Source organism: Cobetia sp. SIMBA_158 (assembly GCF_046566945.1).
Classification (GTDB): Bacteria; Pseudomonadota; Gammaproteobacteria; order Pseudomonadales; family Halomonadaceae; genus Cobetia; species Cobetia amphilecti.
On record NZ_JAWJYL010000016.1, the window covers coordinates 34,827 to 60,045 of the forward strand.

The 25,219-nt window shown below is 64.0% G+C and carries 22 protein-coding genes and 1 pseudogene; 15 read left to right on the forward strand and 8 right to left on the reverse strand.

The genetic code is table 11. The annotated features are described in order from the left end of the window. Nucleotides 1-77 precede the first annotated feature (77 nt). The gene (locus tag R2R70_RS17250; protein ID WP_410978592.1) at nt 78-845 is read left to right on the forward strand and encodes a hypothetical protein; all 768 of its coding nucleotides are present in this window, start codon (nt 78-80) and stop codon (nt 843-845) included. Nucleotides 846-986: 141 nt separating this feature from the next. Then, on the forward strand, nt 987-1,871 hold the full coding sequence (locus R2R70_RS17255) for an ion transporter (RefSeq protein WP_082388934.1): 885 nt from the start codon (nt 987-989) through the stop codon (nt 1,869-1,871). Between the two features lie 125 nt (nt 1,872-1,996). On the opposite strand, the gene speD is transcribed toward R2R70_RS17255, so the two are convergent. The 4 genes from speD to R2R70_RS17275 form a co-directional block, all read right to left on the reverse strand. Further along, nucleotides 1,997-2,791, reverse strand: coding sequence for an adenosylmethionine decarboxylase (speD, locus tag R2R70_RS17260; RefSeq protein ID WP_043334620.1), 795 nt, complete (start codon nt 2,789-2,791; stop codon nt 1,997-1,999). Between the two features lie 313 nt (nt 2,792-3,104). Further along, nucleotides 3,105-3,530, reverse strand: a complete 426-nt coding sequence (locus tag R2R70_RS17265; RefSeq protein ID WP_054557233.1) for an OsmC family protein — start codon at nt 3,528-3,530, stop codon at nt 3,105-3,107. 178 nt (nt 3,531-3,708) lie between these two features. Next, nucleotides 3,709-4,560 (reverse strand): NDP-sugar synthase, encoded by an 852-nt coding sequence (locus tag R2R70_RS17270; RefSeq protein ID WP_410978593.1) that lies wholly within the window; start codon nt 4,558-4,560, stop codon nt 3,709-3,711. Further along, nucleotides 4,560-5,810, reverse strand: coding sequence for an aminoglycoside phosphotransferase family protein (locus R2R70_RS17275; protein ID WP_410978594.1), 1,251 nt, complete (start codon nt 5,808-5,810; stop codon nt 4,560-4,562). The genes R2R70_RS17270 and R2R70_RS17275 overlap by 1 nt, the downstream gene beginning before the upstream one ends. A 381-nt stretch (nt 5,811-6,191) precedes the next feature. Here R2R70_RS17275 and R2R70_RS17280 point away from each other — a divergent pair, with 381 nt between their 5' ends. The 8 genes and pseudogenes from R2R70_RS17280 (at nt 6,192) to R2R70_RS17315 (ending at nt 15,187) form a co-directional block, all read left to right on the forward strand. Beyond that, nucleotides 6,192-8,576, forward strand: coding sequence for an LPS-assembly protein LptD (locus R2R70_RS17280; RefSeq protein ID WP_107336741.1), 2,385 nt, complete (start codon nt 6,192-6,194; stop codon nt 8,574-8,576). Nucleotides 8,577-8,658: 82 nt separating this feature from the next. Further along, entirely contained in the window at nt 8,659-9,942 is a 1,284-nt protein-coding gene (locus R2R70_RS17285; RefSeq protein WP_043334629.1) for a peptidylprolyl isomerase, read from the forward strand. 27 nt (nt 9,943-9,969) lie between these two features. Further along, nucleotides 9,970-10,986, forward strand: coding sequence for a 4-hydroxythreonine-4-phosphate dehydrogenase PdxA (gene pdxA, locus R2R70_RS17290; RefSeq protein ID WP_410978595.1), 1,017 nt, complete (start codon nt 9,970-9,972; stop codon nt 10,984-10,986). A 194-nt stretch (nt 10,987-11,180) separates the two neighbouring features. After that, a pseudogene (rsmA, locus tag R2R70_RS17295) lies at nt 11,181-11,969 on the forward strand (16S rRNA (adenine(1518)-N(6)/adenine(1519)-N(6))-dimethyltransferase RsmA); the annotation flags it as partial. 185 nt (nt 11,970-12,154) lie between these two features. Beyond that, nucleotides 12,155-12,535, forward strand: a complete 381-nt coding sequence (gene apaG, locus R2R70_RS17300) for a Co2+/Mg2+ efflux protein ApaG (protein ID WP_043334633.1) — start codon at nt 12,155-12,157, stop codon at nt 12,533-12,535. Between the two features lie 71 nt (nt 12,536-12,606). Then, complete coding sequence (locus tag R2R70_RS17305) at nt 12,607-13,446, forward strand: symmetrical bis(5'-nucleosyl)-tetraphosphatase (RefSeq protein WP_410978596.1); 840 nt, start codon at nt 12,607-12,609, stop codon at nt 13,444-13,446. A 78-nt stretch (nt 13,447-13,524) separates the two neighbouring features. Next, nucleotides 13,525-13,851, forward strand: a complete 327-nt coding sequence (gene glpE, locus R2R70_RS17310) for a thiosulfate sulfurtransferase GlpE (protein WP_054557228.1) — start codon at nt 13,525-13,527, stop codon at nt 13,849-13,851. 91 nt (nt 13,852-13,942) lie between these two features. Continuing rightward, entirely contained in the window at nt 13,943-15,187 is a 1,245-nt protein-coding gene (locus R2R70_RS17315; RefSeq protein ID WP_410978597.1) for a polynucleotide adenylyltransferase, read from the forward strand. A 214-nt stretch (nt 15,188-15,401) separates the two neighbouring features. Here the strand turns inward: R2R70_RS17315 and R2R70_RS17320 are convergent, their stop codons facing one another. Further along, nucleotides 15,402-16,022, reverse strand: a complete 621-nt coding sequence (locus R2R70_RS17320; RefSeq protein ID WP_153636562.1) for a glycerol-3-phosphate acyltransferase — start codon at nt 16,020-16,022, stop codon at nt 15,402-15,404. Nucleotides 16,023-16,183: 161 nt separating this feature from the next. Here R2R70_RS17320 and folB point away from each other — a divergent pair, with 161 nt between their 5' ends. Together folB and folK are read left to right on the forward strand one after the other, a co-directional pair. After that, nucleotides 16,184-16,561 carry a dihydroneopterin aldolase gene (gene folB / locus R2R70_RS17325; protein WP_043334640.1) on the forward strand — a complete coding sequence of 126 codons (378 nt, stop codon included), beginning with the start codon at nt 16,184-16,186 and terminating at the stop codon, nt 16,559-16,561. Beyond that, complete coding sequence (folK, locus tag R2R70_RS17330) at nt 16,558-17,097, forward strand: 2-amino-4-hydroxy-6-hydroxymethyldihydropteridine diphosphokinase (protein WP_043334642.1); 540 nt, start codon at nt 16,558-16,560, stop codon at nt 17,095-17,097. Before folB ends, folK begins: the two co-directional genes overlap by 4 nt. A gap of 192 nt (nt 17,098-17,289) precedes the next feature. On the opposite strand, the gene tsaD is transcribed toward folK, so the two are convergent. After that, a complete protein-coding gene (gene tsaD, locus R2R70_RS17335; RefSeq protein ID WP_043334645.1) occupies nt 17,290-18,330 on the reverse strand; it encodes a tRNA (adenosine(37)-N6)-threonylcarbamoyltransferase complex transferase subunit TsaD in 1,041 nt (346 codons plus the stop codon). 425 nt (nt 18,331-18,755) lie between these two features. On the opposite strand from tsaD, the gene rpsU reads away from it, so the two are divergent. From rpsU to rpoD, 3 genes are all read left to right on the forward strand, one after another. Continuing rightward, nucleotides 18,756-18,971 (forward strand): 30S ribosomal protein S21, encoded by a 216-nt coding sequence (gene rpsU / locus R2R70_RS17340; protein WP_024951433.1) that lies wholly within the window; start codon nt 18,756-18,758, stop codon nt 18,969-18,971. Nucleotides 18,972-19,199: 228 nt separating this feature from the next. Continuing rightward, on the forward strand, nt 19,200-21,296 hold the full coding sequence (gene dnaG / locus R2R70_RS17345; RefSeq protein ID WP_410978598.1) for a DNA primase: 2,097 nt from the start codon (nt 19,200-19,202) through the stop codon (nt 21,294-21,296). 326 nt (nt 21,297-21,622) lie between these two features. Next, complete coding sequence (gene rpoD / locus R2R70_RS17350) at nt 21,623-23,461, forward strand: RNA polymerase sigma factor RpoD (RefSeq protein ID WP_043334650.1); 1,839 nt, start codon at nt 21,623-21,625, stop codon at nt 23,459-23,461. A gap of 210 nt (nt 23,462-23,671) precedes the next feature. Here rpoD and R2R70_RS17355 read toward each other — a convergent pair whose 3' ends face one another. After that, nucleotides 23,672-23,998, reverse strand: coding sequence for a hypothetical protein (locus R2R70_RS17355; protein WP_348471124.1), 327 nt, complete (start codon nt 23,996-23,998; stop codon nt 23,672-23,674). Nucleotides 23,999-24,426: 428 nt separating this feature from the next. Next, nucleotides 24,427-25,161, reverse strand: a complete 735-nt coding sequence (locus R2R70_RS17360) for a hypothetical protein (protein WP_107335965.1) — start codon at nt 25,159-25,161, stop codon at nt 24,427-24,429. Nucleotides 25,162-25,219: the final 58 nt, after the last annotated feature.

Genomic DNA, 25,219 nt, shown 5'->3' on the forward strand with positions numbered 1-25,219 from the left:
CCAAATCAATGCTCGCAATCCCCTGTCGCTGTCCCCAAGAAAGGGTGCACCAGACAACGTTGACAGGGGAGGTCAGCATGATGGAGTGGATTGCGAATCACTCGAAAACCATCTCGGCGATAGCCAGTATCGGCTCGTTCTTCATCTGGCTGGTCTATGCGCAGCTGCTGTATCACAACTTCCGTCGCCAGCGTCGCCCGCGAGTGCTGATCAATCGCGGCAAGTCCAAGGGTATCGACAGTCTGTGCATCGTCAGCAACATGAGTGCCGAATCGATCTTCATCGAGCACATCATCGCCAGGCTGGATACCAGTCATGGCAGCCTGCTGATGGATGTCACCGAGTTCGAACGCAGCTATCAGGAAGGTGACGAGCAGGGTAACAATCAGCAGGACGGTGAGAGCGAACAGCCCGCGCAGGAGGCTTCCAGCAGCAGTGAATGGCGTATCTCCGATACCACGCGTCAGGGGCCGCTGGGCTCGGGCGACTTCCTGCATATCGGGACTTTCTCTGAAGTCATCGAGCGCATGGCGCGCCGCAATGGCATCTCGCTCGACGGCCACTGGCCCAGCAATGAGCAGCTGGAATTCCAGCGCCTGACGCTGAGCATCATCGGCATCTACGGCAGTGAGGACCACCCGATCGGCGTCGAGCGTGCCTTCCGCCTGCACGATGCCAATGGAGAATGTGCGCTGGTACCGGAGCGCTGGGATTCCAATCGCCTGTCATCACGCAGGCAGCGTCACAAGTTGCGCAAGCTTTTGAATCGCATCAGTGGGGAGGACATCAGCGAGCAGTCCACCTTCCAGCCCCCGAGTGACGAGGAGTCGCGCAACAAGGCTTGATGAGCGCGGGCGCCTGAGCCCAGGGATGCATGAACCATCGGACAGATGAGTGCTCGGGCGCACGCCAGCGGTGGCTGCACACTGTCAGGGCGACGAGGATGGGGTAGGCTTTCCAGAGCCCCATTCACGGAGAGTCTTCGGATGCAGGAACGCGTCACGCCCTTTCAGTTGTTCATCCTGGTGCTGTCGATCTATGTGATCGGCGCCATGGTGGTGGACCTTGTCTTTGTGTTGTCACCCCAGGTCCAGCGGCTGCTGGAATACATGGACTACGTGGTCTGCCTGTTCTTCTTCATCGATTTCTGCAAGCGCTTCGCCAGTGCCAAGAGCAAGCGTGAGTACATGAAGTGGGGCTGGATCGACCTGCTGGCCTGTATCCCGGCGGGGCTCTTCCAGGGCGCGAGGCTGTTTCGCGTGGTGCAGGTGCTGCGGGTGCTGCGCGCCATCAAGTCGATGGAAATGATCTGGAAGCTGCTGTTCCGCAACCGGGCCGAGGGGGTCTTCGCCTCGGCGGCCACCGCCACGGTGCTGCTGGTGGTGTTCGGTGCCCTGACCATGCTGATGGTGGAGACACCCAATCCCGACAGCCCCATCAATACCGCCGAGGAGGCGCTGTGGTGGGCGGTGGTGACGGTGACCACCGTCGGCTATGGCGACTACTATCCCATCACGACGCTCGGTCGCGTGGTGGCGGTGCTGCTGATGGTCGGGGGCGTGGGGCTGTTCGGGAGTTTCGCCGCCTATATCAGCTCGATCTTCATCGAGGATGACAGCGAGCAGGAGGCCCGGGCGGCGCGTGCCCAGCGCGACATGACGCGGGCGCTCTATCATCAGATCAGCGAGCTGACGACGGAAGTGCGCGAGCTGCGTGAACGGCTGGATCAGGTCGCGCAGGAGCGGGGTGAGTCGCTGGCTGAGCGCGAGCGCCACCGCGAGGCGCTGCATCGCCAGGTGAATGAGGAGATGGAACAGCGCCTGGGGGATGCCGCTCCGCCAGACAGGGAGGGCCCCGCCGGCGAACGTTGAACCGGCAGGCAGGCAACAAAAAGCCCCTGACACCGTGAGGTGTCAGGGGCTTTTTTCGGGCTGTCATCAGGCCTCAGGCAAGCAGACACAGGCGCTGCGACTGCCGTGCATGCCGCAGGCGATGATCAGTCGAAGTTGCGCGAGTAGAAGATCTCGAGCATTTCACGACGCAGACGGCCTTCGATGTTGGTGGCTTCCTCGAAGGTCAGCTCGCGACGCGAGGTGCCGAAGAGGTAGTTGTCCAGTTCGAAGTCCTTGAGCAGCATCTTGGTGTGGAACATGTTCTCTTGATACACGTTCACATCGACCATCTGGTAGGCACGCTTGGTGTCTTCCGCCAGGTAATCCTGGATGGAGGTGATGTCGTGATCGATGAACAGCTTCTTGCCATCCACGTCGCGCGTGAAGCCACGCACGCGGTAGTCCATGGTCACGATATCGGAATCGAAGCTGTGGATCAGATAGTTCAGCGCCTTCAGCGGGCTGATCATGCCACAGGTCGAGACATCGATATCGAGACGGAAGGTGCTGATGCCGTTGTCCGGGTGGGACTCGGGATAGGTGTGCACCGTGACGTGAGACTTGTCCAGATGGCCGACGACCGTTTCCGGCAGCGGGCCCGGGCCCGGCGCGGTCTGGGACACGTCCTGCTCTTCCAGCTCGTGCTCGGCGATCAGGATGGTCACGCTGGCGCCATGCGGCTCATAGTCCTGGCGTGCGATGTTCAGCACGTGGGCACCGATGATGTTGGTGACATCCTTGAGGATCTGGGTAAGACGCTCGGCATTGTAGAGCTCATCGATGTAATCGATATACGCCGTGCGCTGCTCTTCGGTCTGCGCGTAGCAGATGTCGTAGATATTGAAGCTCAACGAACTGGTGAGGTTGTTGAACCCGTGAAGGCGGAGTTGATCGCTCACGTCCAGGCCTCCTTGAAATGGGAGGGTGGTATGACATCCGATGCGCCATTGCAATGGGGCAGAGGCAGGCATCGGGCCGAAGAGGGCATCTCGAAAGGCCCGTCCCGAGCGCTGGCAGCATGACTCGCAGGGAGCATTGCGTACCATCTTTGCCACGAGACGACCGGTGAGACGACCGGTTTGAGGGGCGTATTATGCACAGGCAGGGCTGACACGCCAGCGACAATTCCCGCCGATCCTGGCGAGACGTCGTCAGTGGTGCGCTCCCTCCCGCCGTCGGTGGGGCCTTGAACGGCGGGAGGGCGAGGTGTGATCAGGCCGCGATGTCGATGACTTCGTAGGAGTGAGTGATCTCGACACCCCCGGCGCTCAGCATCAGGGAGGCGCTGCAGTACTTCTCGGCGGACAGCTCGACGGCACGCTTGACCTGGGATTCCTTGAGATTGCGACCGGTGACCACGAACTTGACGTGAATCTTCGTGAACACGCTCGGCACGCTATCGGCGCGCTCGGCGCTCAGTTCGGCGTGACAGTCGGTGACCTGCTGGCGGGCCTTTTCCAGAATCTGGATGACATCGAAGCTGGTGCAGCCGCCCAGACCCATCAACAGCATTTCCATCGGACGTGGACCGGTGTTGCGACCGCCGTTGTCCGGATTGCCGTCCATGACCACGCTGTGGCCGCTGCCGGATTCGGCGAGGAACTGGCGACCATCGGTCCATTTGATGCTGGCGTTCATTGCCATGTCGGAACTTCTCCTTCTGATAAGTCGTTGATGCGCCACCGGCCCGGCGCTAGTGGCTATAAAGGCCAGGGGCTATAGGAATAAGGGCGCGGTGAGCACGATGGCGCACAGGGTAGCATTGTCATCGGTGTGCCCGGAGGAACGTCCAGCGCTGAGCTTATATCGCGCTGGCTCAGGCCCTGGCGTGGCTCAGCAGCTCATCCAGCTCGGCCAGGCGCTGTGGGGTGCCGACATCGATCCAGGTGCCGCGATGATGCAGGCCGCGCACTTCGCCATGCTGCATGGCGTCACGTAGTAGCGGCGCCAGCTTGAAGACGCTGTCGGGGCCCTGGTAGGCCGGCGTCTCGGCGATGGCGCGGCGGATCAGGCGTGGTGACAGCCACGACACACCGGAGAAGGTCAGCCGGCTGCCGGCCTGCTCGTCTTTCTCTTCCTTCTCGTCCTGTTCGTCACTCTCGGCGCCGGCTTCGTCCTTCACTATCCCCGTCGGGGTGAGCAGGAAGTCCCCGCGGGGATGATGTGGCGGGTTGTCCACCAGCACCAGCCCTGCCAGCGCCTGCGGCTGGTCGGCGAGCGGGGCCAGTGAATGGCTCGCCAGCGCCTGGATGGTCAGCAACGTGAGGTCGACGTCACACCAGACATCGCCATTGATGAGCAGGAAGGGCGTGTCATCGCCTGCGTCCTGCGTCAGCGCATCGGAGAGTGACAGGGCGCGAGCGATGCCGCCGCCGGTTTCCAGCGGCGTCTCCTCGCGCGAGAAGATCAGCGTCAGGCGGCGCTTGCTCCCCTGCCAGCAAGCCTCGAGCTGGCCCTGGGCATTCGGCTTCGCGGCGAAGTGGCTCAGAATCCTGTCGGCCAGGTGGCCGACATTGATGACGACCTTGTCCACATCGATCGCTTCCAGACGCAGCAGATGGTGCTCCAGCAACGGCAGCCCGGCGACTTCCAGCAACGGCTTGGGGGTGTGGTCGGTCAGCGGGCGCATGCGCGTGCCGAAACCGGCCGCCAGAATCATCGCGCGCATCAGTGGCTCCCTGACTCGTTGTCGGCATTTGCTGCGCTTTCCTTGCTTTCCCCACTTGTCGCAGCGCTCTTCTCGGTGTCAGCGGCGGCCGCATTGCGCTGCAGGCGGGCGGCGCGATCGGCGAGTGCCGCCAGCTCATCGTAATCATCGAGGTTGATCTCGGGGCGCTCGCCGTTGGCGAGACGCAGATCACGCGCTTCGCATTCCTCGGCCAGCCGCAGTGACAGCGCCGGCGTCAGCACCTCATCCAGCCAGTGGGTGAAGGAGATCAGTTCCGGGCAGAAGGCCAGACCTTCGCGCAGGTGGCCGAGGAAGCGCGGCATCAGCGTCAGGTAACGGGGCTTGGCGTCCCGCAGCGTCAGGCGCGCGAAGATGCCGAGAATCTTGAGATTGCGCTGCACGCCCATGCGCTCGACGCTCTGGCGGTATTCCAGCGGGCTCGGTGCCGGCAGGCCGGCCGCGGCGTAGCGTGGCAAGGCGGCCAGACGCGCCTGCTCGATCCAGCGTGCCATGGCGGGTTCCGGCCAGCGCCAGTGACGGTCGCGCAGCAGCGAGATCAGGTCGTAGTTCTCGGGGCCGCTGACGGCGTCCTGGAAGTCGATGATCCACAGCCGGGGCTGGTGCTGGGATGCCGACTGATGCAGGAACAGGTTCTGGGCATGGAAGTCGCGGTGCACGCTCACCACCGGTTGCGCGCTGGCGGCCGCGAGCAATTGCCCCGTCAGCTTGCCCCAGGCGGCGTAGCGGCGGTCATGCGGCATGTCGAGCAGCTGGCCGAGACACCACTCCGGAAACAGCTCCAGTTCGGCGGACAGGCGGGCGTCGTCATAGGCAGGCAAGTTGCCGGACGGCAGCTGATGCAGCTGCTCGAGCAGCCCGATGGCTTCGCCATAGTAGTGGTCGGCGTGCTCGGTGCTGGTCAGGGCGGTCATCAGCGGGGTGTCGCCGAGGTCTTCCAGCTCCAGAAAGCCGAGTGACTCGTCGAAGGCGAAGACCTCGGGCAGCGGCAGGCCGGCGTCGCGCCATTGGCGGGCGATGGCGACGAAACCGTGGCTGTCCTCCTTCTCGGGCGGGGCGTCCATCAGGATGCGCGCCGGCGTGGCCGGGTCGAGTTCCTCTAGGTGCAGGCGGAAATAGCGGCGGAAGCTGGCGTCGTCAGCCACGGCGCTCATGCGCACGGCCTCTGGCGTGAGGTCGTGGCGGGCGGCGGCCCAGGCGTGCAGCGCCTGGCGGCGGGCGTCGGATGTCATGGGGCTTGGGCTCCTGTCGGCGTGTGCGGGGCCGGCTGTCAGTTGACGCCTGTGCCGCGGCCCCGCATGCTGTCGTGTGGTGACGAGAAGGCAGGCGGAACCGGCAAGCAGGAAGGCCGGTTGCTGGGCCTGTATAATACCGATTCCCCCAGCCAAGGACACAGAGCAGCCATGGCCCAGCGCAGCCATTCATCCCATCCGGGCAAGCCGACGACCGCTCCCGGGCGACGTCAGCGTCGCTTCGCGACTCCCTCTCTGTCTGCTCATTCCCGGCAGGCACCGATAGCCCGATTGGGCGATGACCGCCCGGTCTGGCAGCTCAAGCCACTGGTTTTCCGTCTGTTGTGGACCCTGGCGCCTCTGGTCGCCGGCGCCCCTCTGATGGCACAGGCCGCTCCGCCCGAGCCCCTGTCAGCCAGTCAGCTCGACTGGCAGCCCTATGATGAGGTGCCGCAGGGCAAGCTGTGCTCCGGGCGCTATGTCACGCCGGCCTACCGTATCGAAGCGGGCGACACGCCGGAGCAGGTCACGACCTCGGCCGACAAGGCCAACTACGGCAACGATGGCGTCGCCACCCTGATGGGGGAGGTGGTGCTGCGCCGCGGCGATTCCCAGCTGGAATCGCCCGAGGTCAGCGTCAACGAGGCGCGTGACACCGCCACCGCCAAGGGGCCTGTCACCTATCGCCAGCCCGGGGTCCTGCTGCGCGGCGACGACGCGCGGGTCTCGCTCAACAGCGATGCGGCCAGCGTCGACAACGGTCACTACGTCTTTCACGAGCAGCATGTGCGCGGCGACGCGGTGCAGCTGGCGCGTCTCGAGGATGGTCGCTACCGCCTGAAGGATGCCAGCTTCACCTCCTGCGAGCCGGGCAACAGCCTGTGGCGTCTGGTCGGCAGCGACATCACCATCGATCAGGACTCCGGCTGGGGAACGGCCAAGCATGCGCGCATGGAAATGGGCGGCGTGCCGGTCTTCTACTGGCCCTATGTGCGCTTCCCGGTCGATGACCGTCGCCACACGGGCCTGCTGTGGCCGCAGTTCAGCTACACCAGCTCCAGCGGCTTCGATTACGCCCAGCCGATCTACCTGAATCTGGCGCCCAATTACGACGCCACCCTCACGCCGCGTTACATCTCCGAGCGTGGCGAGATGCTGGAAGGCGAATTCCGCTATCTATTGCCGCGTGGCGATGAAGGCAGCATCGAGGGCGCCTGGCTCGCCGATGACGATGGCGGCAGCGACCCCGACGATGACGAGGAAGATCTGATCGGCGAGGACCGCTGGTACATCAACTACCAGCATGCTGGCCGCTATGACGCCCGTACCGACTATCAGTTGAAGTACGGCGCTGCCTCCGATGGCAATTATTTCGACGACTTCGGGCGCAATTTCGGGGAAACGGAAACCGATAGCCTCGAGCGTCTGGCACAGCTCGATTACCACGGCGATGTCTGGGACCTGCAGTTCAAGGCGCAGGGCTACCAGCGCATGGACTACCCGCTGGATAACGATGACAAGCCGTTCTACCGTCTGCCGAGCCTGACCGCGGATGGTCGCTGGAGTCAGTCCAACGGCTTCTACGAAGAGTGGAATTCCAACGCGACCTACTTCTGGCGTGATGTCGATGAGACGGATACCGACATCGACGAAGACCAGGCCGCCAATGGTTCGCGCCTGCGTCTGGCGCCGGCGCTGGGCTGGCGCAGCGATCAGAGCTGGAGTTTCATCGAGCCGCGCGCCCAGCTGGTCAGCCTGTCGTACAGCCTGGACTACGGTGACCGCGAGACGGACCGCAGCACCAGTCCGTCCGCCACCATCCCGGTGCTGTCGCTGGACAGCGGCCTGATCTTCGATCGCGAGACCGAATGGTTCGGCGACGGCTATACCCAGACGCTGGAACCGCGCCTCTATTACGCCTACGTGCCGGAGGTCGACCAGTCCGATCTGCCCGACTTCGACACCTCGGAAGACGCCTTCAGCTGGAATCAGCTGTGGTCGCCGTACCGCTTCAGCGGGGGTGACCGTGTCGGCGATACCAACAAGGTCTCCTACGGCGTGTCGTCACGCTTCATCAGCGATGAAAGCGGCCGTGAGCGCCTCAAGCTGGGCGTCGGCCAGTCGAGCTACCTGTCGGACCGCAACATCGACATGGACGGTGATCCGGACAAGACCTCACGCTCCGACTTCGACAGCTACTCCGACTACTATCGTGCGACGCGTGACCGCTCGCCGGTGGTCTTCCAGGCCGATGTGGTGCTCAACGACCAGTGGACCGCCTCCCAGGCCGTGTTCCAGGATTTCGATCGTGGCGTGACCGAAAGTGCCCAGACTTCGCTGCGTTATCGTGCGGAACAGGGCACGGTACTGAACTTTGGCTTCAATCGTGAGATCGAAGGCTTCGTGCCTTACGACGATGAGGACGAGGATGACGTGCTGGGCTATACCCGCAACGAGTGGGATTTCTCCTTCGCGACGCCGATGAGCGAGAGCTGGTCGCTGCTGGGCCGCTACATGTATGACAGCACCAATTCCCGTTCACTGGAGAAGGTGTTGGGCGTGCAGTACAACGATTGCTGCTACGGCGTGCAGGTCACCTGGCGTGAATGGCAGGATGACAACGACACCGCCAACACCATCTCGGATGACGAAGAGAAGAATGGCATCTTCCTGACCTTTGAATTCAAGGGCTTGGGAGGCGTTGGCCAGAGTGCTGACAGCTACCTGGAACAGGCCGTACCGGGCTATCGCAACGCGGGCTTCTGAGTCGCCGCGCCAGGCCGTGAATGACGCCAGGGCGCCGCCGCAGGGCGGCGCCATCAACATTTTTACGCCGAGAGAACATGTGATGCGCAAGACCCTGATTGCCCCGCTGGGGCTGGCATTTGTGCTGGCGAGTCTGCCGGCCGGTGCCGCCGAGTTGCTCGACCGCGTGGTTGCCGTGGTCAACAAGGACGCCATCATGCAAAGCGACATGGAGCAGCGCGTCACCCAGGCGAGTCAGCAGTTGCAGAGCCGTGGCATCAACCTGCCGCCGCGCGACGTGCTGGAGCGTCAGGTTCTTGATCGTATGGTCAATGAGCAGATTCAGCTGCAGCTGGCGGAACAGGCCAACCTCAGCATCGATGACACCCAGCTCAACGCCACCCTGCGCGGCATCGCCAAGGACAACGGCATGAGCCTGGAAGCCTTCGCCGACAAGCTCGAGCAGGATGGCATGTCACTGGCCCAGGTGCGCGATCAGGTGCGTCGTGAGCTGCTGGTGCAGCAGATCCAGCAGCGCAGCGTGGCTAGCCGGGTGCGGATCTCCGATCGTGAGATCGATCGCTATCTCAATCAGCAGAATGTCGGCAGCGACGTCCAGTACCATCTGGCCCACCTGCTGGTGGCACTGCCCCAGGAGCCGACGCCGGACCAGGTCAAGGCCGCGCGCGCCAAGGCCGACAGCCTGCGCCAGCAGATCGAGCAGGGCACCGATTTCGCCCAGCTGGCTGCCGCCGAATCCGCCGGCAGTCAGGCACTGAGCGGCGGTGATCTCGGCTGGCGTTCCGGCGGTGAGCTGCCGACGGTGTTCGCCGATGTCATTCCGAACATGCAGGCCGGTCAGGTCTCCGAGCCGCTGCGCAGCGCCAGCGGCTATCACCTCGTCAAGCTGATCGAGAAGCGTGGCGCGGGCAAGGCGTTGATTTCCCAGACGCGCGCACGCCACATCCTGATCCAGCCCAACCCGAACCTCAGTGATCAGCAGGCGCTTGAGCGTGCCGAGTCCATTCGCCGCCGTCTGCTGGGAGGCGAGGACTTCGCCGCGCTGGCTCAGGAATTCAGCGACGACAAGGGCAGTTCTCTCAAGGGTGGTGAGCTGGGTTGGGTCAGCCCAGGCCAGACGGTCTCCTCCTTCGAGACGGCCATGAATGGTCTGGACGTGGGCGAGATCAGCCAGCCGGTCAAGAGCCGCTTCGGCTACCACATCATCGAAGTCGAGGAGCGTCGCCAGCAGGATGTGACCAACTCCAGCCAGCGTGACAAGGTGCGCAAGACCCTGTTCCAGCGCAAGCTCAATGATGAGCTCGAAGCCTGGCAGCAGCAGGTGCGTGCCGAGGCCTATGTCGACAACCGTCTCGATGAGCAGTAAGTCCGAGTGGAGCAGCGAGACACCGTCATGAATCGTCGCGAAGAGACTGCGCCCGACATCATCGCCCTGACCGCCGGTGAGCCGGCGGGTATCGGCCCGGAACTGCTGGTCATGCTGGCCGGTCAGGCGGAAGCGTTCCCCGCGCAGCTGGTCGCGGTGGCAGACCCCGCCTTGCTGGTCAGTCGAGCCCGCCTGCTGGGACTGCCGCTGGTGGTGCATGAGCTGGCGCCGGGTGACCCGCTGCCGCCGGCCCGCAATGGTGAGCTGGCTGTATGGCCGGTGCCGCTGGCAGTGCCCAGCGAGCCGGGCGTGATCGATGCGCGCAATGGCGATCATGTGCTGGCGATGCTGGATGTCGCCATCGCCGCCTGCCAGGCGGGTCATGCCAGTGCGATGGTGACGGCGCCGCTGTCCAAGGCCGCCGTGATCGAGGCCGGGCATGCGGGCTTCACCGGCCACACCGAATACCTGCGCGATGTCTGCGGGGTCGAGGAAGTGGTCATGATGCTGGCGTGCCCCGGGCTGCGGGTGGCGCTGGCCACCACGCATCTGCCGCTGCGCGAGGTGGCCGATGCCATCACGCCCGAGGGCCTGACGCGGGTGATGAAGATCCTCGCCAAGGACCTGACGCGCTACTTCGGCTGTGCCGCGCCGCGCATTGCGGTGTGCGGGCTCAATCCGCATGCCGGCGAGGGCGGGCATCTGGGGCATGAGGAGATCGAGGTGATCTCCCCGACGCTCGACGCCCTGCGCGCGACCGGCATGCAGCTGGATGGCCCGCTGCCGGCTGATACCCTGTTCACGCCGCGGCATCTGGAGGGCGTGGATGCGGTACTGGCGATGTACCACGACCAGGGCCTGCCGGTGCTCAAGTATGCCGGCTTCGGTGAAGCCGCCAACATCACGCTGGGCCTGCCGATCGTGCGTACCTCCGTGGATCACGGCACGGCGCTGGACCTTGCCGGCAGCGGGCGTGCCGACGTCGGCAGCCTGTTGCAGGCCGTGCGTGTCGCCATCGATATGGCAGCCGCCGCGCGAGCCTGAGATAATCCCCGCATCACTCGGGCGTGACCGCATGGCGGCACGTCAGGCGTGCGCCACAGCGTGGCGTCTCGCTACCCCAGTCATTCGACCATCGAGGATGGTCTCGCCGCCCCGGTCTGCCTGTGTCCCTGCAGGCCATGGCGGCGTCTTGTTGTCGGGAATCCCGATGGATTCCCAGGAGGAAGGTCAGTCCCATGTCCCAACATTTCCCCGCGCATCGCGCTCGCAAGCGTTTCGGTCAGAACTTTCTGCAGGACCTTGGCGTCATCTCTCGCATCGTGAATGCCATTCGTCCCGCGGAAGGCGAGCGCCTGGTCGAGATCGGTCCGGGGCAGGGTGCCTTGACCGGCCCGCTGCTGGAAGCGGCAGGCAAGCTGGAAGTCATCGAGCTGGACCGTGACCTCATCCCGGGCCTGCGCGTGCAGTTCTTCAACTACCCGGACTTCGTGATCCACGAAGGCGATGCCCTGCGCTTCGATTTCCCGGAGCTGGTCGGTGACGGCCCGGCACTGCGCGTGGTCGGCAACCTGCCGTACAACATCTCCACCCCGCTGATCTTCCACCTGCTGGAAGCACGCGGTGCGATCTCCGACATGCACTTCATGCTGCAGAAGGAAGTCGTCGAGCGTCTGGCCGCCGAGCCGGGTGGCACCGACTGGGGCCGCCTGTCGGTGATGACCCAGTATTACTGCGCGGTGGAAAATCTGTTCCTGGTGCCGCCGAGCGCCTTCTTCCCGGCGCCGAAGGTGGATTCCGCCATCGTGCGTCTGGTGCCGCACCGTGAATTGCCGCACCCGGCCAAGGACGAGAAGCTGCTCGCCGTCATCGTGCGCGAAGCCTTCTCCCAGCGCCGCAAGACGCTGCGCAACAACTTCAAGGGCCGCATCGATGCCGACCAGCTGACCGCGCTGGGCATCGATCCCTCGCGTCGTCCGCAGACACTGACCGTCGCTGAGCTGGTGATGATCAGCAACCACCTCAGTGAGCAGGGCATGACGGTGGACAAGGCCGACAAGGCTCCGAAGAAGCGTCCGCGCAGCAATGTCGGCCACGGTGCGCCGGCAGCCGACAGTGCCAGTGGTAGTGATGGGAATAGTGACAGTGGCGAGCGCCTCGATGCCGAGAGCGATGCCAAGGGCGACGCCCGCAACGCCAGCGACCACGACGCATGAGTAGCGTGGCGGACATCCGTATCGACGCCGTACCCGAGTACTGCGCCGACGAGAGTCGTCCGAGCGAGAACCGACACGTGTTCCGCTACACCATCACCGTGCACAACGGGACGGATGAGACCGTGCAGCTGCTGGCGCGCTACTGGAAGATCACCCAGGGCAGCGGCGATGAGCAGGAAGTGCGTGGCAAGGGCGTGGTCGGCAAGCAGCCGCTGATCGCGCCCGGCGAGAGCTTTCGCTATACCTCGCGCGCCGTGCTCGACATGCCGGTCGGCGTGATGCAGGGGGCCTATACCTTCTGTGACGCGACCCACGCGCGCACCTTCGAGGTCGCCATCGCACCGTTCCGTCTCGCCGGTCCGCATCAGGTTCACTAGGGTGGCCGCGTGACGCAGCGTTTCGTATTCAAGACAGCAAGTCAGGCCGCCACGGCGGTCAGGGAGTGGGCATGACGCAGTGGGCGATTGGCGATTTGCAGGGCTGCCATCAAGAGTTCGAACTTCTGTTGCAGCGCCTCGATTTCACGCCGGGGCGCGATGTGCTGTGGCTGGCGGGAGACCTGGTCAATCGCGGGCCGGGCTCGCTGGAGTGCCTGCGTCTGGTCAAGTCGCTGGGCGATGATGCGCGGGTGGTGCTGGGCAACCATGACCTCCACCTGCTGGCGGTGGCCGAAGGCTTCAGCCGTCACAAGCGCTCCGATACGCTGACGCCGATTCTCGAGGCGCCGGACCGTGAGGAGCTGCTGGACTGGCTGCGTCGCCAGCCGCTGATGGTGGATGCGCTGGTCGGCAATCGCCGCACGGTGATGAGCCATGCCGGCGTGTTGCCGAGCTGGACGCTGGACCAGGCGGCCGGTTATGCCCGCGAAGCGCACGCCGTGCTGGCAGGCGACGACTATCGAGGCTTTCTCGGCGAGATGTACAGCAATACGCCGGACCGCTGGCAGGAGGATCTCCAAGGCACGCCGCGCCTGCGCTGCATCGTCAATGTCTTCACGCGCATGCGCTTTCTGCACAGTGATGGCCGACTGGATTTCGCGGCCAAGGAAGGACTGGACAGCGCGCCGGAGGGGAGCCGTCCCTGGTTCCAGTACCCGCGTCCCGAAGGGGCTTGGGATGACTCACCGCGCCTGCTGTTCGGTCACTGGGCTGCTCTGGAAGGCGAGACACCGGCGGCGCGTCAGGATGTCGAGGCGCTGGACACCGGCTGCGTGTGGGGCGGTGGCCTGACGGCGCTCAATCTCGAGACGGAAGAGCGCGTCTTCGAGCCGGCGCTGACCTCGCGCTGAGCGCCCTCCCGTCGCCAGTGACAGCAGGTCTGCCGTCGCTGGCGAATGCCTTTCCCTTACTCAACAAGCGGAGTCCGCATGAGTTTCGAACATCTTGATCTCGCAACCCTCAGTGACTGGCGTCAACGCGACCCGTCGCTCGTGGTACTCGATATCCGCGATCCGCTCAGCTTCACGCAGGGGCGTATCCCGGGCAGCCGTCATCTGGACAACGCCAGTGCCGGTGCCATTCTGGAAGACACCCCGCGCGACAAGCCGCTGGTGGTGGTCTGCTATCACGGCCATTCCAGTCAGCAGGCCGCCGCCTGGCTGGCGGGGCAGGGCTTCGAGAAGGTCTATTCCCTCGATGGTGGCTTTACCCAGTACCAATTGACGCATGGCGATGACGTCGAGAGCGGTAGCTGACGCCGTCTGCACGTGACTGCCATCACTGGCCGTACTTCCTCGCTTTCCTCATTCAGCTTTGTATCTCGTGCCGCAGGGCAAGGACATTCGCATGACTCAGACGACGCCTTCTTCGCTGACCGATTCGCGTGACCGCCTGTTGAGCGGGCTTGAGGTCTATCGCGTGGGCGGCGCGGTGCGTGATGCGCGCCTGGGTTGGCCGTGGCACGAGTGCGACTTCGTGGTGGTGGGCGCGACGGTGGAAGACATGCAGGCGCGTGGCTTCCGGCCGGTCGGGCGGGACTTCCCGGTCTTTCTGCATCCGCAGACCCAGGAGGAGTACGCGCTGGCGCGTACCGAGCGCAAGTCCGGCCACGGGTATGTCGGCTTCAGCGTGCATGCCAGTCCCGATGTGACGCTGGAAGAGGACCTCATTCGTCGCGACTTGACCATCAATGCCATGGCCGAGCCGCTCGACAGCACGCCGGGGCAGGGCGAGGTGATCGACCCCTACGGTGGCTTGGCGGATCTCGAGGCGCGCGTGTTGCGTCATGTCTCGAGCGCCTTCAGCGAAGACCCGCTGCGCGTATTGCGCGTGGCACGCTTTCTGGCGCGCTATCAGGGGCTCGGCTTCACGGTCGCGGAGGAGACCCGGCAGATGATGGTCGCCATGGTCGAGAGCGGTGAAGTCTCGCATCTGGTGGCTGAGCGGGTCTGGAAGGAGACCGAGAAGGCGCTGGGCGAGGCCAGTCCCGAAGCCTATTTCCAGCTGCTCGATGAGCTGGGGGCGCTGGCGGTGCTGATGCCGCCGCTGACCCGCGATGCCGAGCAGCTCGCAGCGGCGCTGGCGCGTCTGGACCGCCTGCCGCGTCAGCTGGTCGATGAGGCGGAGATGGTCTGCTGGCGCATGGCGCGCCTGGTGGAGCACCTGTCACGCGACGAGATCGATGCCCTGGCGCAGGACTTGCGCCTGCCCAGCGCCGTGCGTGACGCCGCCCAGCAGGCACGTCTGTGCCGGGAATTGAACGAGGCCTCGCGGCGGGAAGGTGGCGTGAGCGCAGCCGATCTCAAGGCCTGGCTGGATGGTGTCGATGCCTGGCGGCGTGGCGAGCGCCAGTCGGTGCTGGTGGCCCTGCTGGCCGTCGAGGACAAGGGCCTGGCGCGGCTGGGCAATGCCGTCTGGCAAGCCGCGACGGCGGTGTCGCCGCAGTCTCTGGTCGAACAGGGCCTGAAGGGGGCGGAGATCGGGCGTGCGCTCAGTAAACAGCGCCAGCAGGCCATCGAGCAGGCGCTGAGCGAATGGCAGGCCATGCCGGAAGTGCACGCGCCTCATTGCGGCTGCGGACACAGTCACTGAGCACCTGACCGCTGCTGAGTACCTGGCCTGAGCACCTGCTCTGAGCAAATGATCCGAGTATATGAACCCGAAAGCCCCGGCCCTGCGCCGGGGCTTTTGCGTCTTGGTTGCAGGAAGGGTTTTGTGAGGGAGAGCGTGTTTTTATAAGCGAAACGCAGCGTGTGAGCAGAGCGTATTTTTCATGAGCAGTGCGCTGCGTGTGAGCAAAGCATGCTTACAGGCGCGGCTCGCTGCCATCGCTCAGGCGGCGCAGATTCAGCGCATGACGAATCACGATCAGGCTGGCGAAGACCAGAATCACGCCGCTCATCTGCGGCGCCAGCCACAGGCTGAACAGGGGCGCCGCCAGTCCGGCTACCAGCGAGGCGATGGCCGCCGTGCGCAGTCGCCAGGCCAGCCCGACCCACAGCGCGGCGCAGCTCAAGGCGACGCCTGGCGCCAGCATCAGCAATACGCCAAAGGCAGCGGCCACGGCCTTGCCACCGCGATGGCCACGGTGCCACAGCGGCAGGCTGTGGCCGATCAGCACGGCCAGCCCGATCAATCCCAGCGCCCAGGGCGGCAGCGAGAGCGCCAGCCCCAGCCAGAGTGCCGGCATGCCCTTGGCGGCATCGAAGACCAGCACCAGGGCGGCGGGCAGTGCGCCATGCAATCGCAGCACATTGGAGAAGCCCGGATTGAAGGACCCCGCCAGGCGTGGGTCGGGCAGTCCCAGTCGCTGACAGATCCACACCGCGCCCAGCACCGAACCGCTGGCATAGGCCACGGCCATCAGCAGGCTCAACTGTTGCCAGGCGGCCAGTTGCGCGGCCCACTCGATCAGGCCCGTCAGCATGATGTCGACTCGCTGCGTGCCCGAGGTGTCGCACACAGGCAGGGAGAGAGGGGCAGGCAGCTTGGCCAAGCAGGGGCCGGGTGCAGTAGAATCAGTCGCATGATGGCGGGGCCTTGGGCGTCGTTTTTATTCGTTCATTCGACAAGCATAGAGGTAACGCCGTGGATCGTGTGCTGATCGAGGCTCTGGCCGTGGAAACCGTGATTGGGGTCTATGACTGGGAGCGTACCATTCGCCAGCGTCTGGTGATGGATCTGGAAATGGCCACGGATATTCGTGCCGCAGCTGCCGACGATGACCTGACGCACACCCTGGACTACGCCGCCATCAGCGCGCGCATCCAGACCTTCGCCGAAGAGAGCCACTTCGAGCTGGTGGAAACCTTCGCCGAGCGCCTGGCAGCGCTGCTGCGTGAAGAGTTCGGCATTCCCTGGCTGACCATGACGGTGCGCAAGCCGGGCGCCGTGCCGGAAGCCGCCGCCGTTGGCGTGCGCATCGTGCGCGGCAGCCTCGAGACCGTCTCGGATGCGCCGGCATGAGTCTGGTACTGATCTCCATCGGTAGCAATATCGAGCGCGAGCATCATGTGCGGGTCTGCCTGGATGCGCTGGAGGCGACCTTCGGCAACCTGACGCTGTCCTCCGTCTACGAGAGCGAGCCGGTGGGCTTCGTCGACGGGCGCAACTTCCTCAATCTGGTCGCAGGTTTCGAGAGTGACTGGAGCGTCGGCGAGTTGCAGGCCTGGTGCAAGCAGCTTGAGCTGGCCAATGGTCGCCTCAAGAACAGCGCCAAGTTCAGTCCGCGTACCCTGGATCTGGATCTGCTGACTGTCGGTACTCTGACCGGAGAGGTCGATGGCGTGATGCTGCCGCGCGATGAGGTCGATCGCAATGCCTTCGTGCTGCTGCCGCTGGCCGAGTCGTTCGGCGAAGAGCGCCACCCCGTCACCGGCGAGGATTACGCCTCGCTTTGGAAGGCGTTCGTGGCCGCCGGGCGCGCCGAACAGCAGCCGCTATGGCCGGTGGACTTCAGCTGGCGCTGTCGCATGATCTCGCGCGCCGATGCCACGGTCTGACGCTGCTCTCTGATGTCTCGGTCTGACACCATCAGGCAGCACGTCGCTGGTGTCAGTGTCCGGCGGTGAGCATGACTGGCCCCTCAACAACAACGCCCTGCCGATTCTCATCGGCAGGGCGTTGTTGTCTGGTAGGGTACCGGCGTCTGGCAGGGCGCTGGCGTCTGGCAGGGCGCTGGCGTCTGGCAGGGCTCAGTCCTGCGCTGTGCTCGGGGCCGCCAGGCTGTCCAGCGGCCAGCGCGGCACGGCCTTCATCGGGCCGGTGTCCTGCTCGCCGGCATTCAGGCGCTGCGCGCCCACGTAGGCGATCATCGCGCCGTTGTCGGTGCAGAAGCGGCCGCGCGGGTAGTAGGCGCGGGCGTTGCGCTTGGTCAGCTCATGGCTCAGGCGCTCACGCAGACGGGTGTTGGCACTCACGCCACCGGCGACGACCAGACGCTTGAGGCCGGTCTGGTCCAGTGCGCGACGACACTTGATGACCAGGGTGTCGACCACGGCTTCCTCGAAGGCGCGCGCGATATCGGCGCAGTGCTGCTCGTCCAGGTCATCCGCGGCCTTGGCCTTCTTGAGCGTGACCATGGTGTGGGTCTTGAGGCCGGAAAAGCTGAAGTCGAGGCCCGGGCGGTCTGTCATCGGGCGCGGGAAGCGATAGCGCCTGGGATCGCCCTGTTCGGCCAGCTTCGCGACCTGCGGGCCACCGGGGTAGGGCAGTTCCAGCATCTTGGCGGCCTTGTCGAAGGCTTCGCCGGCGGCGTCATCCACGGACTCGCCGAGCAGCTCGTATTCGCCCAGTCCGCGCACCGCGACCAGCTGGGTGTGTCCGCCGGAGACCAGCAGCGCCACGAAGGGGAATTCCGGTGCATCGTCTTCCAGCATCGGCGCCAGCAGGTGGCCTTCCATGTGGTGGACGCCGAGCACCGGCACTCCCCATGCCTTGGCAAGCCCGTGTGCGGTGGACGCGCCGACCATCAGCGCGCCGACCAGGCCCGGGCCTGCGGTATAGGTGATGGCATCGATGTCAGCGGCCTTCAGCTGCGCCTCATCCATTACCTGCTGGATCAGCGGCAGCAGCTTGCGAGTGTGATCACGCGACGCCAGTTCCGGCACCACGCCGCCGAACTCGGCGTGCATGGCGATCTGGCTGTAGAGGGCATCTGCAAGCAGGCCCTGGTCCGTGTCGTAGATGGCGACGCCGGTCTCGTCGCAGGAAGTCTCGATGCCGAGCACACGCATGGCTGACTCTCAGGAAATATCAGAAGTAGAGGGCGGCACGGCCAGTGAGGCTGCCTGAGCGAGCCCGAGAGGCGTGTGTGCCGTGAATGCGCGATATTCTACTGGCTGTGAGCACGGGTGTCGCGCCAGCTGGCGTTGAGGCAGAGAGGATTTCCGGTTTCCGCGTTTGCAAAGCCGGGGGCGGGTGTCTAGAATATGGCACTCTGCAAGACTGGGTCGTGCATCCGACCACCCCGCAAAAGCTCCCCGAATCATGATTCCAGCCAGCGACGGCTACCCTCACCGGTGGTGTCGCAGGCGACTGATTGATGCTGGATCGACCTGCAGGTGGCGGTTTACCGTCGCTGGCTGGTGGCTCCTGAGGAGTGGCTGCACCGGATGTGCGTTCAAACCGAACTCATGATCTCAAGGTAGGTGAGTGTTTAATGCCTTCAGTTAAAGTACGTGACAACGAGCCGTTCGACGTCGCCCTGCGCCGTTTCAAGCGCTCCTGCGAAAAAGCCGGTGTTCTTTCCGAAGTGCGTCGTCGTGAGCACTACGAGAAGCCGACAGCTGTTCGCAAGCGTCAGCAGGCGGCCGCTGTAAAGCGCCACGCCAAGAAGGTTCAGCGTGAGCGCAAGCGTTTCGAGCGTCTCTACTGATCCGTACTTTTGGGGAGTGATATTCCGCTCTCTGGAAGGACACCAAGCGGCTGCCTCACGGTGGCCGCTTGTTTTTGTCTCTAGTGGTCCGTTTGTTCTCGAGCCGTGTGCCGTTGCCTGGCGCATGTCGCTAACTCGAGGAATGGCCTGACCCGAAGGTAGCCGCTCACTTTGCTGAGCCGACACTATCTTGCGGTCAGTCCGTTTTTCCACGACTTCTGGCGAATCATGGCTGGTCTCATCCCCCAAGGCTTCATTGACGATCTGCTGGCCCGCACCGACGTGGTCGAGGTGGTGGGTGAGCGCGTCCAGCTGAAGAAGGCCGGCAAGAGCTATGTCGGCCTCTGTCCGTTCCATCAGGAAAACTCTCCCTCGTTCAACGTCATCCCGGACAAGCAGTTCTATCACTGCTTCGGGTGCGGGGCGAGCGGCAGTGCCCTCAAGTTCCTGATGGAGTTCGATCGCCTGCCGTTCCCCGAGGCCGTGGAGCAGCTGGCCTCGCGGCTGGCGCTTGAAGTGCCGCGCGAAGGCGGCAACCAGAGCCCGCACGAGCGCCGTGAGCGCCAGCGTCGCGAGCAGGCCCGCGAAGAGGGCGCCAATCTGCTCGAGGCGGCCGCGGACTTCTATCGTCAGCGCCTGACGGAACCGGCCGCGCAGCCGGCACGTGAGTATCTGGAAGGCCGTGGTCTGTCGCGTGAGGTCATGCGTGATTTCGGCATCGGCTTCGCGCCGGAAGGCTGGGAGCACCTCAAGCATCACCTGAGCAAGCTGGGTGTCAGCGAGGATGTGCAGATCGAATACGGCCTGCTGATCCATCACGAGGAAAGCGGTCGCCGCTATGACCGCTTCCGCGATCGCGTGATGTTCCCGATCCGTGACTGGAAAGGCCGCACCATCGCCTTCGGCGGTCGCGTGATGGGCGACGCCAAGCCCAAATACCTGAATTCTCCCGAGACTCCCGTCTTCCACAAGGGACGCGAGCTCTACGGTCTGTTTGAAGCCCGTGAGGCGAATCGCAAGCTGGAACGCATGCTGATCGTCGAAGGCTACATGGACGTGGTGGCGCTGGCGCAGTATGGCATTCGCAATGCCTGCGCGACCCTGGGCACCGCGACCAGTGAGGAGCACCTCAAGCGCCTCTATCGCCTGGTCGATGAGGTGGTGTTCTGCTTCGACGGCGACAAGGCCGGTCGGCAGGCGGCGCGCCGCGCGCTGGAGACCGTGCTCGAGGTCATGATCGATGGCCGTCAGGCGCGCTTCCTGTTCCTGCCGGAAGGCGAGGACCCGGATTCCCTGGTGCGCAGTGAGGGCCAGGAGGCATTCGAGAAGCGTGTCACCTGCGCCTCCGGGCTCTCCGAGTTCCTGTTCGAGCAGGCCGCGGAAGGACGCGACCTCAAGCGCATGGAGCAGCTCGAGCGGTTCGTGACCCAGGCGCTGGAGTGGATCTCGCGCGTGCCCGAAGGGGTGCTGCGCTCGCTGCTGCTCAAGGAGCTGGAGCGACGCAGTGGTCTGGAGCGTGAGCGGCTGGACGCCATGCTGGTGGAGCGCGCCGCGGCGCGTGAAGCCCAGCAGGCACGGCTGCGTCAGCACCAGCAGCTACGTCAGCACCCTCAGCAACAGCAGCGTTCGCAACCGCAACAACGTCAGCCCGGCGCGACACACTCGGCACCGCGCTCAGCGCCCGCTGCCAGTCCTCAGGACGGTGCGACGCTGAGTGACGCGCAGGACGAGTGGTCGTCGCTGGAGGCGATGGCAGATGCCGGTTTTGGCGACAGCGAGCCCGATGGCTGGCAGCCGGATGACTGGCAGTCGCATGGCGAGATGCCTGCGGGCCAGGGCGCTCAAGCCGCGCGTGCGACGCCGGCCAGGTCTCAGAAACGCACCTCGGTCAGCATGCTGACGCGCCTGTTGCATCTTCTGGTGCACGAGCCGCAGCTGGTCGCTGAGCTGCCTGACTCCAATGAGTGGATCGAAGGAGCGGGCGAGCCGGCCGACAGCGAGGATGCGCAGCTGTTGAACGATGTGGTGCGTCTCTTGAAGGCGGGGCAGTATCGTTCGCCACAGGTGCTGTTGGCGCACTTCCTCGGTACCGCACAGGGACCGAGGCTTGAGCAGCTGGCAGCCCGTGAATTGCTGATTCCGCGTGACGTGCGCAGCGAAGAGCTGAAGGGGCTGGTGGAGCATTGCCAGCATCAGCAGGCGCGCACCACTCCGGAAGCGGAATATCAGGCCTTGCTGGCCAAGGAAAAGCGTGGCGAGAAGTTGTCGGCAGAAGAGAAGCAGCGGCTGATGGCCCTGCTGATGGAGCTGGCAACACGGCGCTGACGCAGTCTCGGTGCCAGGAAGGCCGACAATGGTGGAAATGCCGTGAGAGCTGAGGCGATGGCGCAGGAAAATACGCCCCATGGCCTTGAAAGACGCACTCATGCCCACTATTTAATGAGGTAGCTCCCGATGCGGACTGCCGCAACGTAACCGATAACGCTAACACACCTGGATGGTCCGGCAAATACGCCGCTGGCAGCATCTCCTGATGGCACGCTATACTGGTGCGCTTGATGCTCTCTTCGTCCCTATACCGGCGCCATGCTCACTCGCTGAGCCGCGTCGCGTCCAGGTGCTTCATTCTTCTTCGTCGAGATAGGGGTTCTATGGCTGGTAATGCGCAGCAGCAGTCGCGTCTCAAGGAGTTGATCGCGCGCGGCAAGGAACAGGGTTACCTGACCTATGCCGAGGTCAACGATCACCTGCCCGAGGATATCGCTGATCCCGAACAGGTGGAAGACATCATCAGCATGATCAACGATATGGGCATCAAGGTCGCGGAAGAAGCGCCCGATGCCGATACCTTGATGATGTCTGATTCCTCCACTGACGAGTCTGCCGCCGAAGAGGCCGTTGCCGCCCTCGCCGCGGTGGAAAGCGATGTGGGACGCACCACCGACCCCGTCCGCATGTACATGCGTGAGATGGGCACCGTGGAACTCCTGACCCGCGAAGGCGAAATCAAGATCGCCAAGCGGATCGAGGAGGGCACGCGTGAGGTGATGTCGTCGCTGGCATTCTTGCCGGGGGCAGTCGACTCCATCCTGGAAGCCTACGACGGCACTCTGGGCGAAGACGGCGGACGTCTGTCCGATCTCTTCTCCGGTTTCATCGATCCTGACGAAGGCGTGCCGGGTGTCGCTGAAGTCGAAGTCGAGGAAGTCGAAGAGATTCCCGAGGGCGAAGAGTCCGAAGGCGACGAAGACGAAGACGACGATTCCGCCTCTGAAGGTGGCCCGGACCCCGAGCTGGCCCGCGTCCGCTTCGAGCAGATCCGTGAGCAGAACGAGGCGACCAAGGCTGCCATCGAGAAGTACGGTTCCGGCTCTGCCGAGGCGAAAGCCGAACAGGACCGTCTTGCCGAGCTGTTCTCGCCGATCAAGCTGGTGCCCAAGCACTTCGAGCGTCTGGTCGGTCAGGTTCGCGTGTCCGTCGAGCAGGTACGCGAGCAGGAAAAGGTCATCCTGCAGATCTTCGTCAAGCGCGGCAAGGTGCCTCGCAAGAGCTTCATCAAGGCCTTCCCGGGCCACGAGTCCGACATGGACTGGTTCGACAGCTTCATCGGTGGCAGCAAGAAGTACGCCGACAAGCTCGAGCCGTTCCGTGCCGACGTGCTGCGTGCCCAGCGCAAGATCGCCTTCGAGCAGGACATGGTCCAGCTGCCGGTCAGCGAGCTGAAGGAAGTGAACCGTCGCCTGTCGATCGGTGAAGCCAAGGCGCGTCGTGCCAAGAAGGAAATGGTCGAGGCCAATCTGCGTCTGGTCATCTCCATCGCCAAGAAGTACACCAACCGTGGCCTGCAGTTCCTGGATCTCATCCAGGAAGGCAACATCGGTCTGATGAAGGCCGTGGACAAGTTCGAGTACCGTCGTGGTTACAAGTTCTCGACCTACGCCACCTGGTGGATCCGTCAGGCGATCACTCGCTCCATCGCGGACCAGGCGCGCACCATCCGTATTCCGGTGCACATGATCGAGACCATCAACAAGCTGAACCGTGTCTCGCGTCAGATGCTGCAGGAAATGGGTCGCGAGCCGACGCCGGAAGAGCTGGGTGAGCGTCTCGAGATGCCGGAAGACAAGGTGCGTCGCGTGCTCAAGATCGCCAAGGAGCCCATCTCCATGGAGACGCCGATCGGTGACGATGATGATTCGCACCTGGGTGACTTCATCGAGGACGGCACCATGGTCTCGCCGATCGACTCCGCTACCGGCGAAGGTCTGATCGAAGCGACCCGCGGCATCCTGTCCGGCCTGACCGCACGTGAAGCCAAGGTGCTGCGCATGCGCTTCGGTATCGACATGAACACCGACCATACCCTCGAGGAAGTCGGCAAGCAGTTCGATGTCACCCGTGAGCGTATCCGTCAGATCGAAGCGAAGGCGCTGCGCAAGCTGCGTCACCCGTCACGCTCCGAGTCACTGCGTTCCTTCATGGAAGAGTGATCTGAAGCGCTCGGGGCCACGCTTCAACTGCTGGCCCCGCTGACAAGACGGCGCCCGCCCCCATGCGAATGGGAGGCGGGCGTTGTCGTTTGTGGGCTTTACGTTGCGAGTCTTTCTCTACGGGCTGTGTCGCCTTCAGGCTTTTCTTTACGGACCTTGCCACCTTCGAACTGTGTCTTTCCAGAGCTGCGTGATGTGCCCTGGGGGCTATCAGGCGCCGTGGCGCAGCTGGTGAGACGAAGGCGTTGCCGCCACGCTGAAGACGACACGGCCCTTGATGCACTGACGGGAGACCGGCCCCATCTGCTCGCTGCTCAAGCCGTCGGGGTGCTCGCCACGTAGCCACAGGCGGCCGTTGTCATCGATGCGATGCAGGCGCTTGACCAGCTGGCCGAGGCTGGGATGTTCCACCACGACGGTGGCGCCGGGCGTCAATCGCCAGCGACTGGGCCAGCGCATGCTGATGATGAGGCTGTGCTGCGGGAGACTGGGGGCAAGACTATGACCGTGCAAGCGGTAGCTACTGAACCAGCGCATGTGAGGCTCCTTGAGAATGAGGGCATGACACGGTCAAGATCCTGTCGGTGCTTTCCTGTGGCAGTGGCGATAGTTGAATTGTATCCACTGCTTAGTAAAATATAATCATTCTCATTTGATGTCTAGCCGTTTTCCGTCAGTGCCTCGCGCAATGGCTATCGAGAGACGGCTGTCTAGCGCAGCCTGTCGAGAGAAGACTGTCGAGCAGAGACTGTTGAGCAAAGCCTGTTGAGAGTAGAAACGAAAAAAAGCCGCGGCTCTGGTGAGCAGCGGCTTTTGGGAGAGTCACGGGTCTGTCTGTCTCTTGCGCTTCGTGCTGTGCTTCATGTCATGTCACGTCACTTCGCGTTGTTTCATGGCGCGGGGCGAAGTGACGGCCATGCGACAGGTCATGCGCGCAGCTCGGCAAGAGGGTTTTGCTGCCGGGCTCAGTCGTTGGCGTTGAGCTCACGCAGCAGGGCGCGGCGCTGGCGGCCCATGCGGATCGCCAGCAGCACGATCTCGATCACGGCGATGGCCATCAGGGTGTAGCCGAACAGTTCGGTGACTTCCTCGGCGGCATTCTTGACCGAACGCAGGTAGGAGTCCCCCATCAGGGTTTCCCAGAATTCCGAGCGGCCGTAGAGGCGTGAGAAGACGTAGGTCGCCAGGAAGCCGGCGCCGAACAGGCCGAACGCGAAGCTGCGCCCGAAGTGCTCGAACTCGGCAATGAAGCGGCTGCGGTTGCGCCATACGCCGATGATGACCGGGATCGCGACCACGCTGACCAGGAACTGCCAGCTGCCATCGCCGATCATGCCGTCGAGCAGGGCGTCCTGTTCACGGATCAGGGACGCCGCGAACAGGCCGAACAGCAGCAGGCTGATGGTGCGCAGGTCCGGCAGGCGTGAATGCACCAACCACATGGTGGCTGCGCTCAACGCCAGCAGAGTGCTCTGCATGTGTTCTGTCCAGCTGGCTTCGCTGAAGCCGACATCCCCGAAGTGGTGGGCATCATGCATGACCAGCGACATCATCGCGGCCACCAGCGGCGCATAGATGGCCAGGCGCAGGCAGGCTTGCATGAAGAGCGAAGTGGGCTTGCGCCCATACAGCGGCTGTTCGGCGCTGATGGGGAGCGGGACAGCGTTGTGGTGCTGGGTATGCGAAGTCAGGCGAGACAAGGGACTCTCCGGACAGTCCATGGACTGCCTGTCAGGGTGAGGGTGTTGTTTGCCTGCT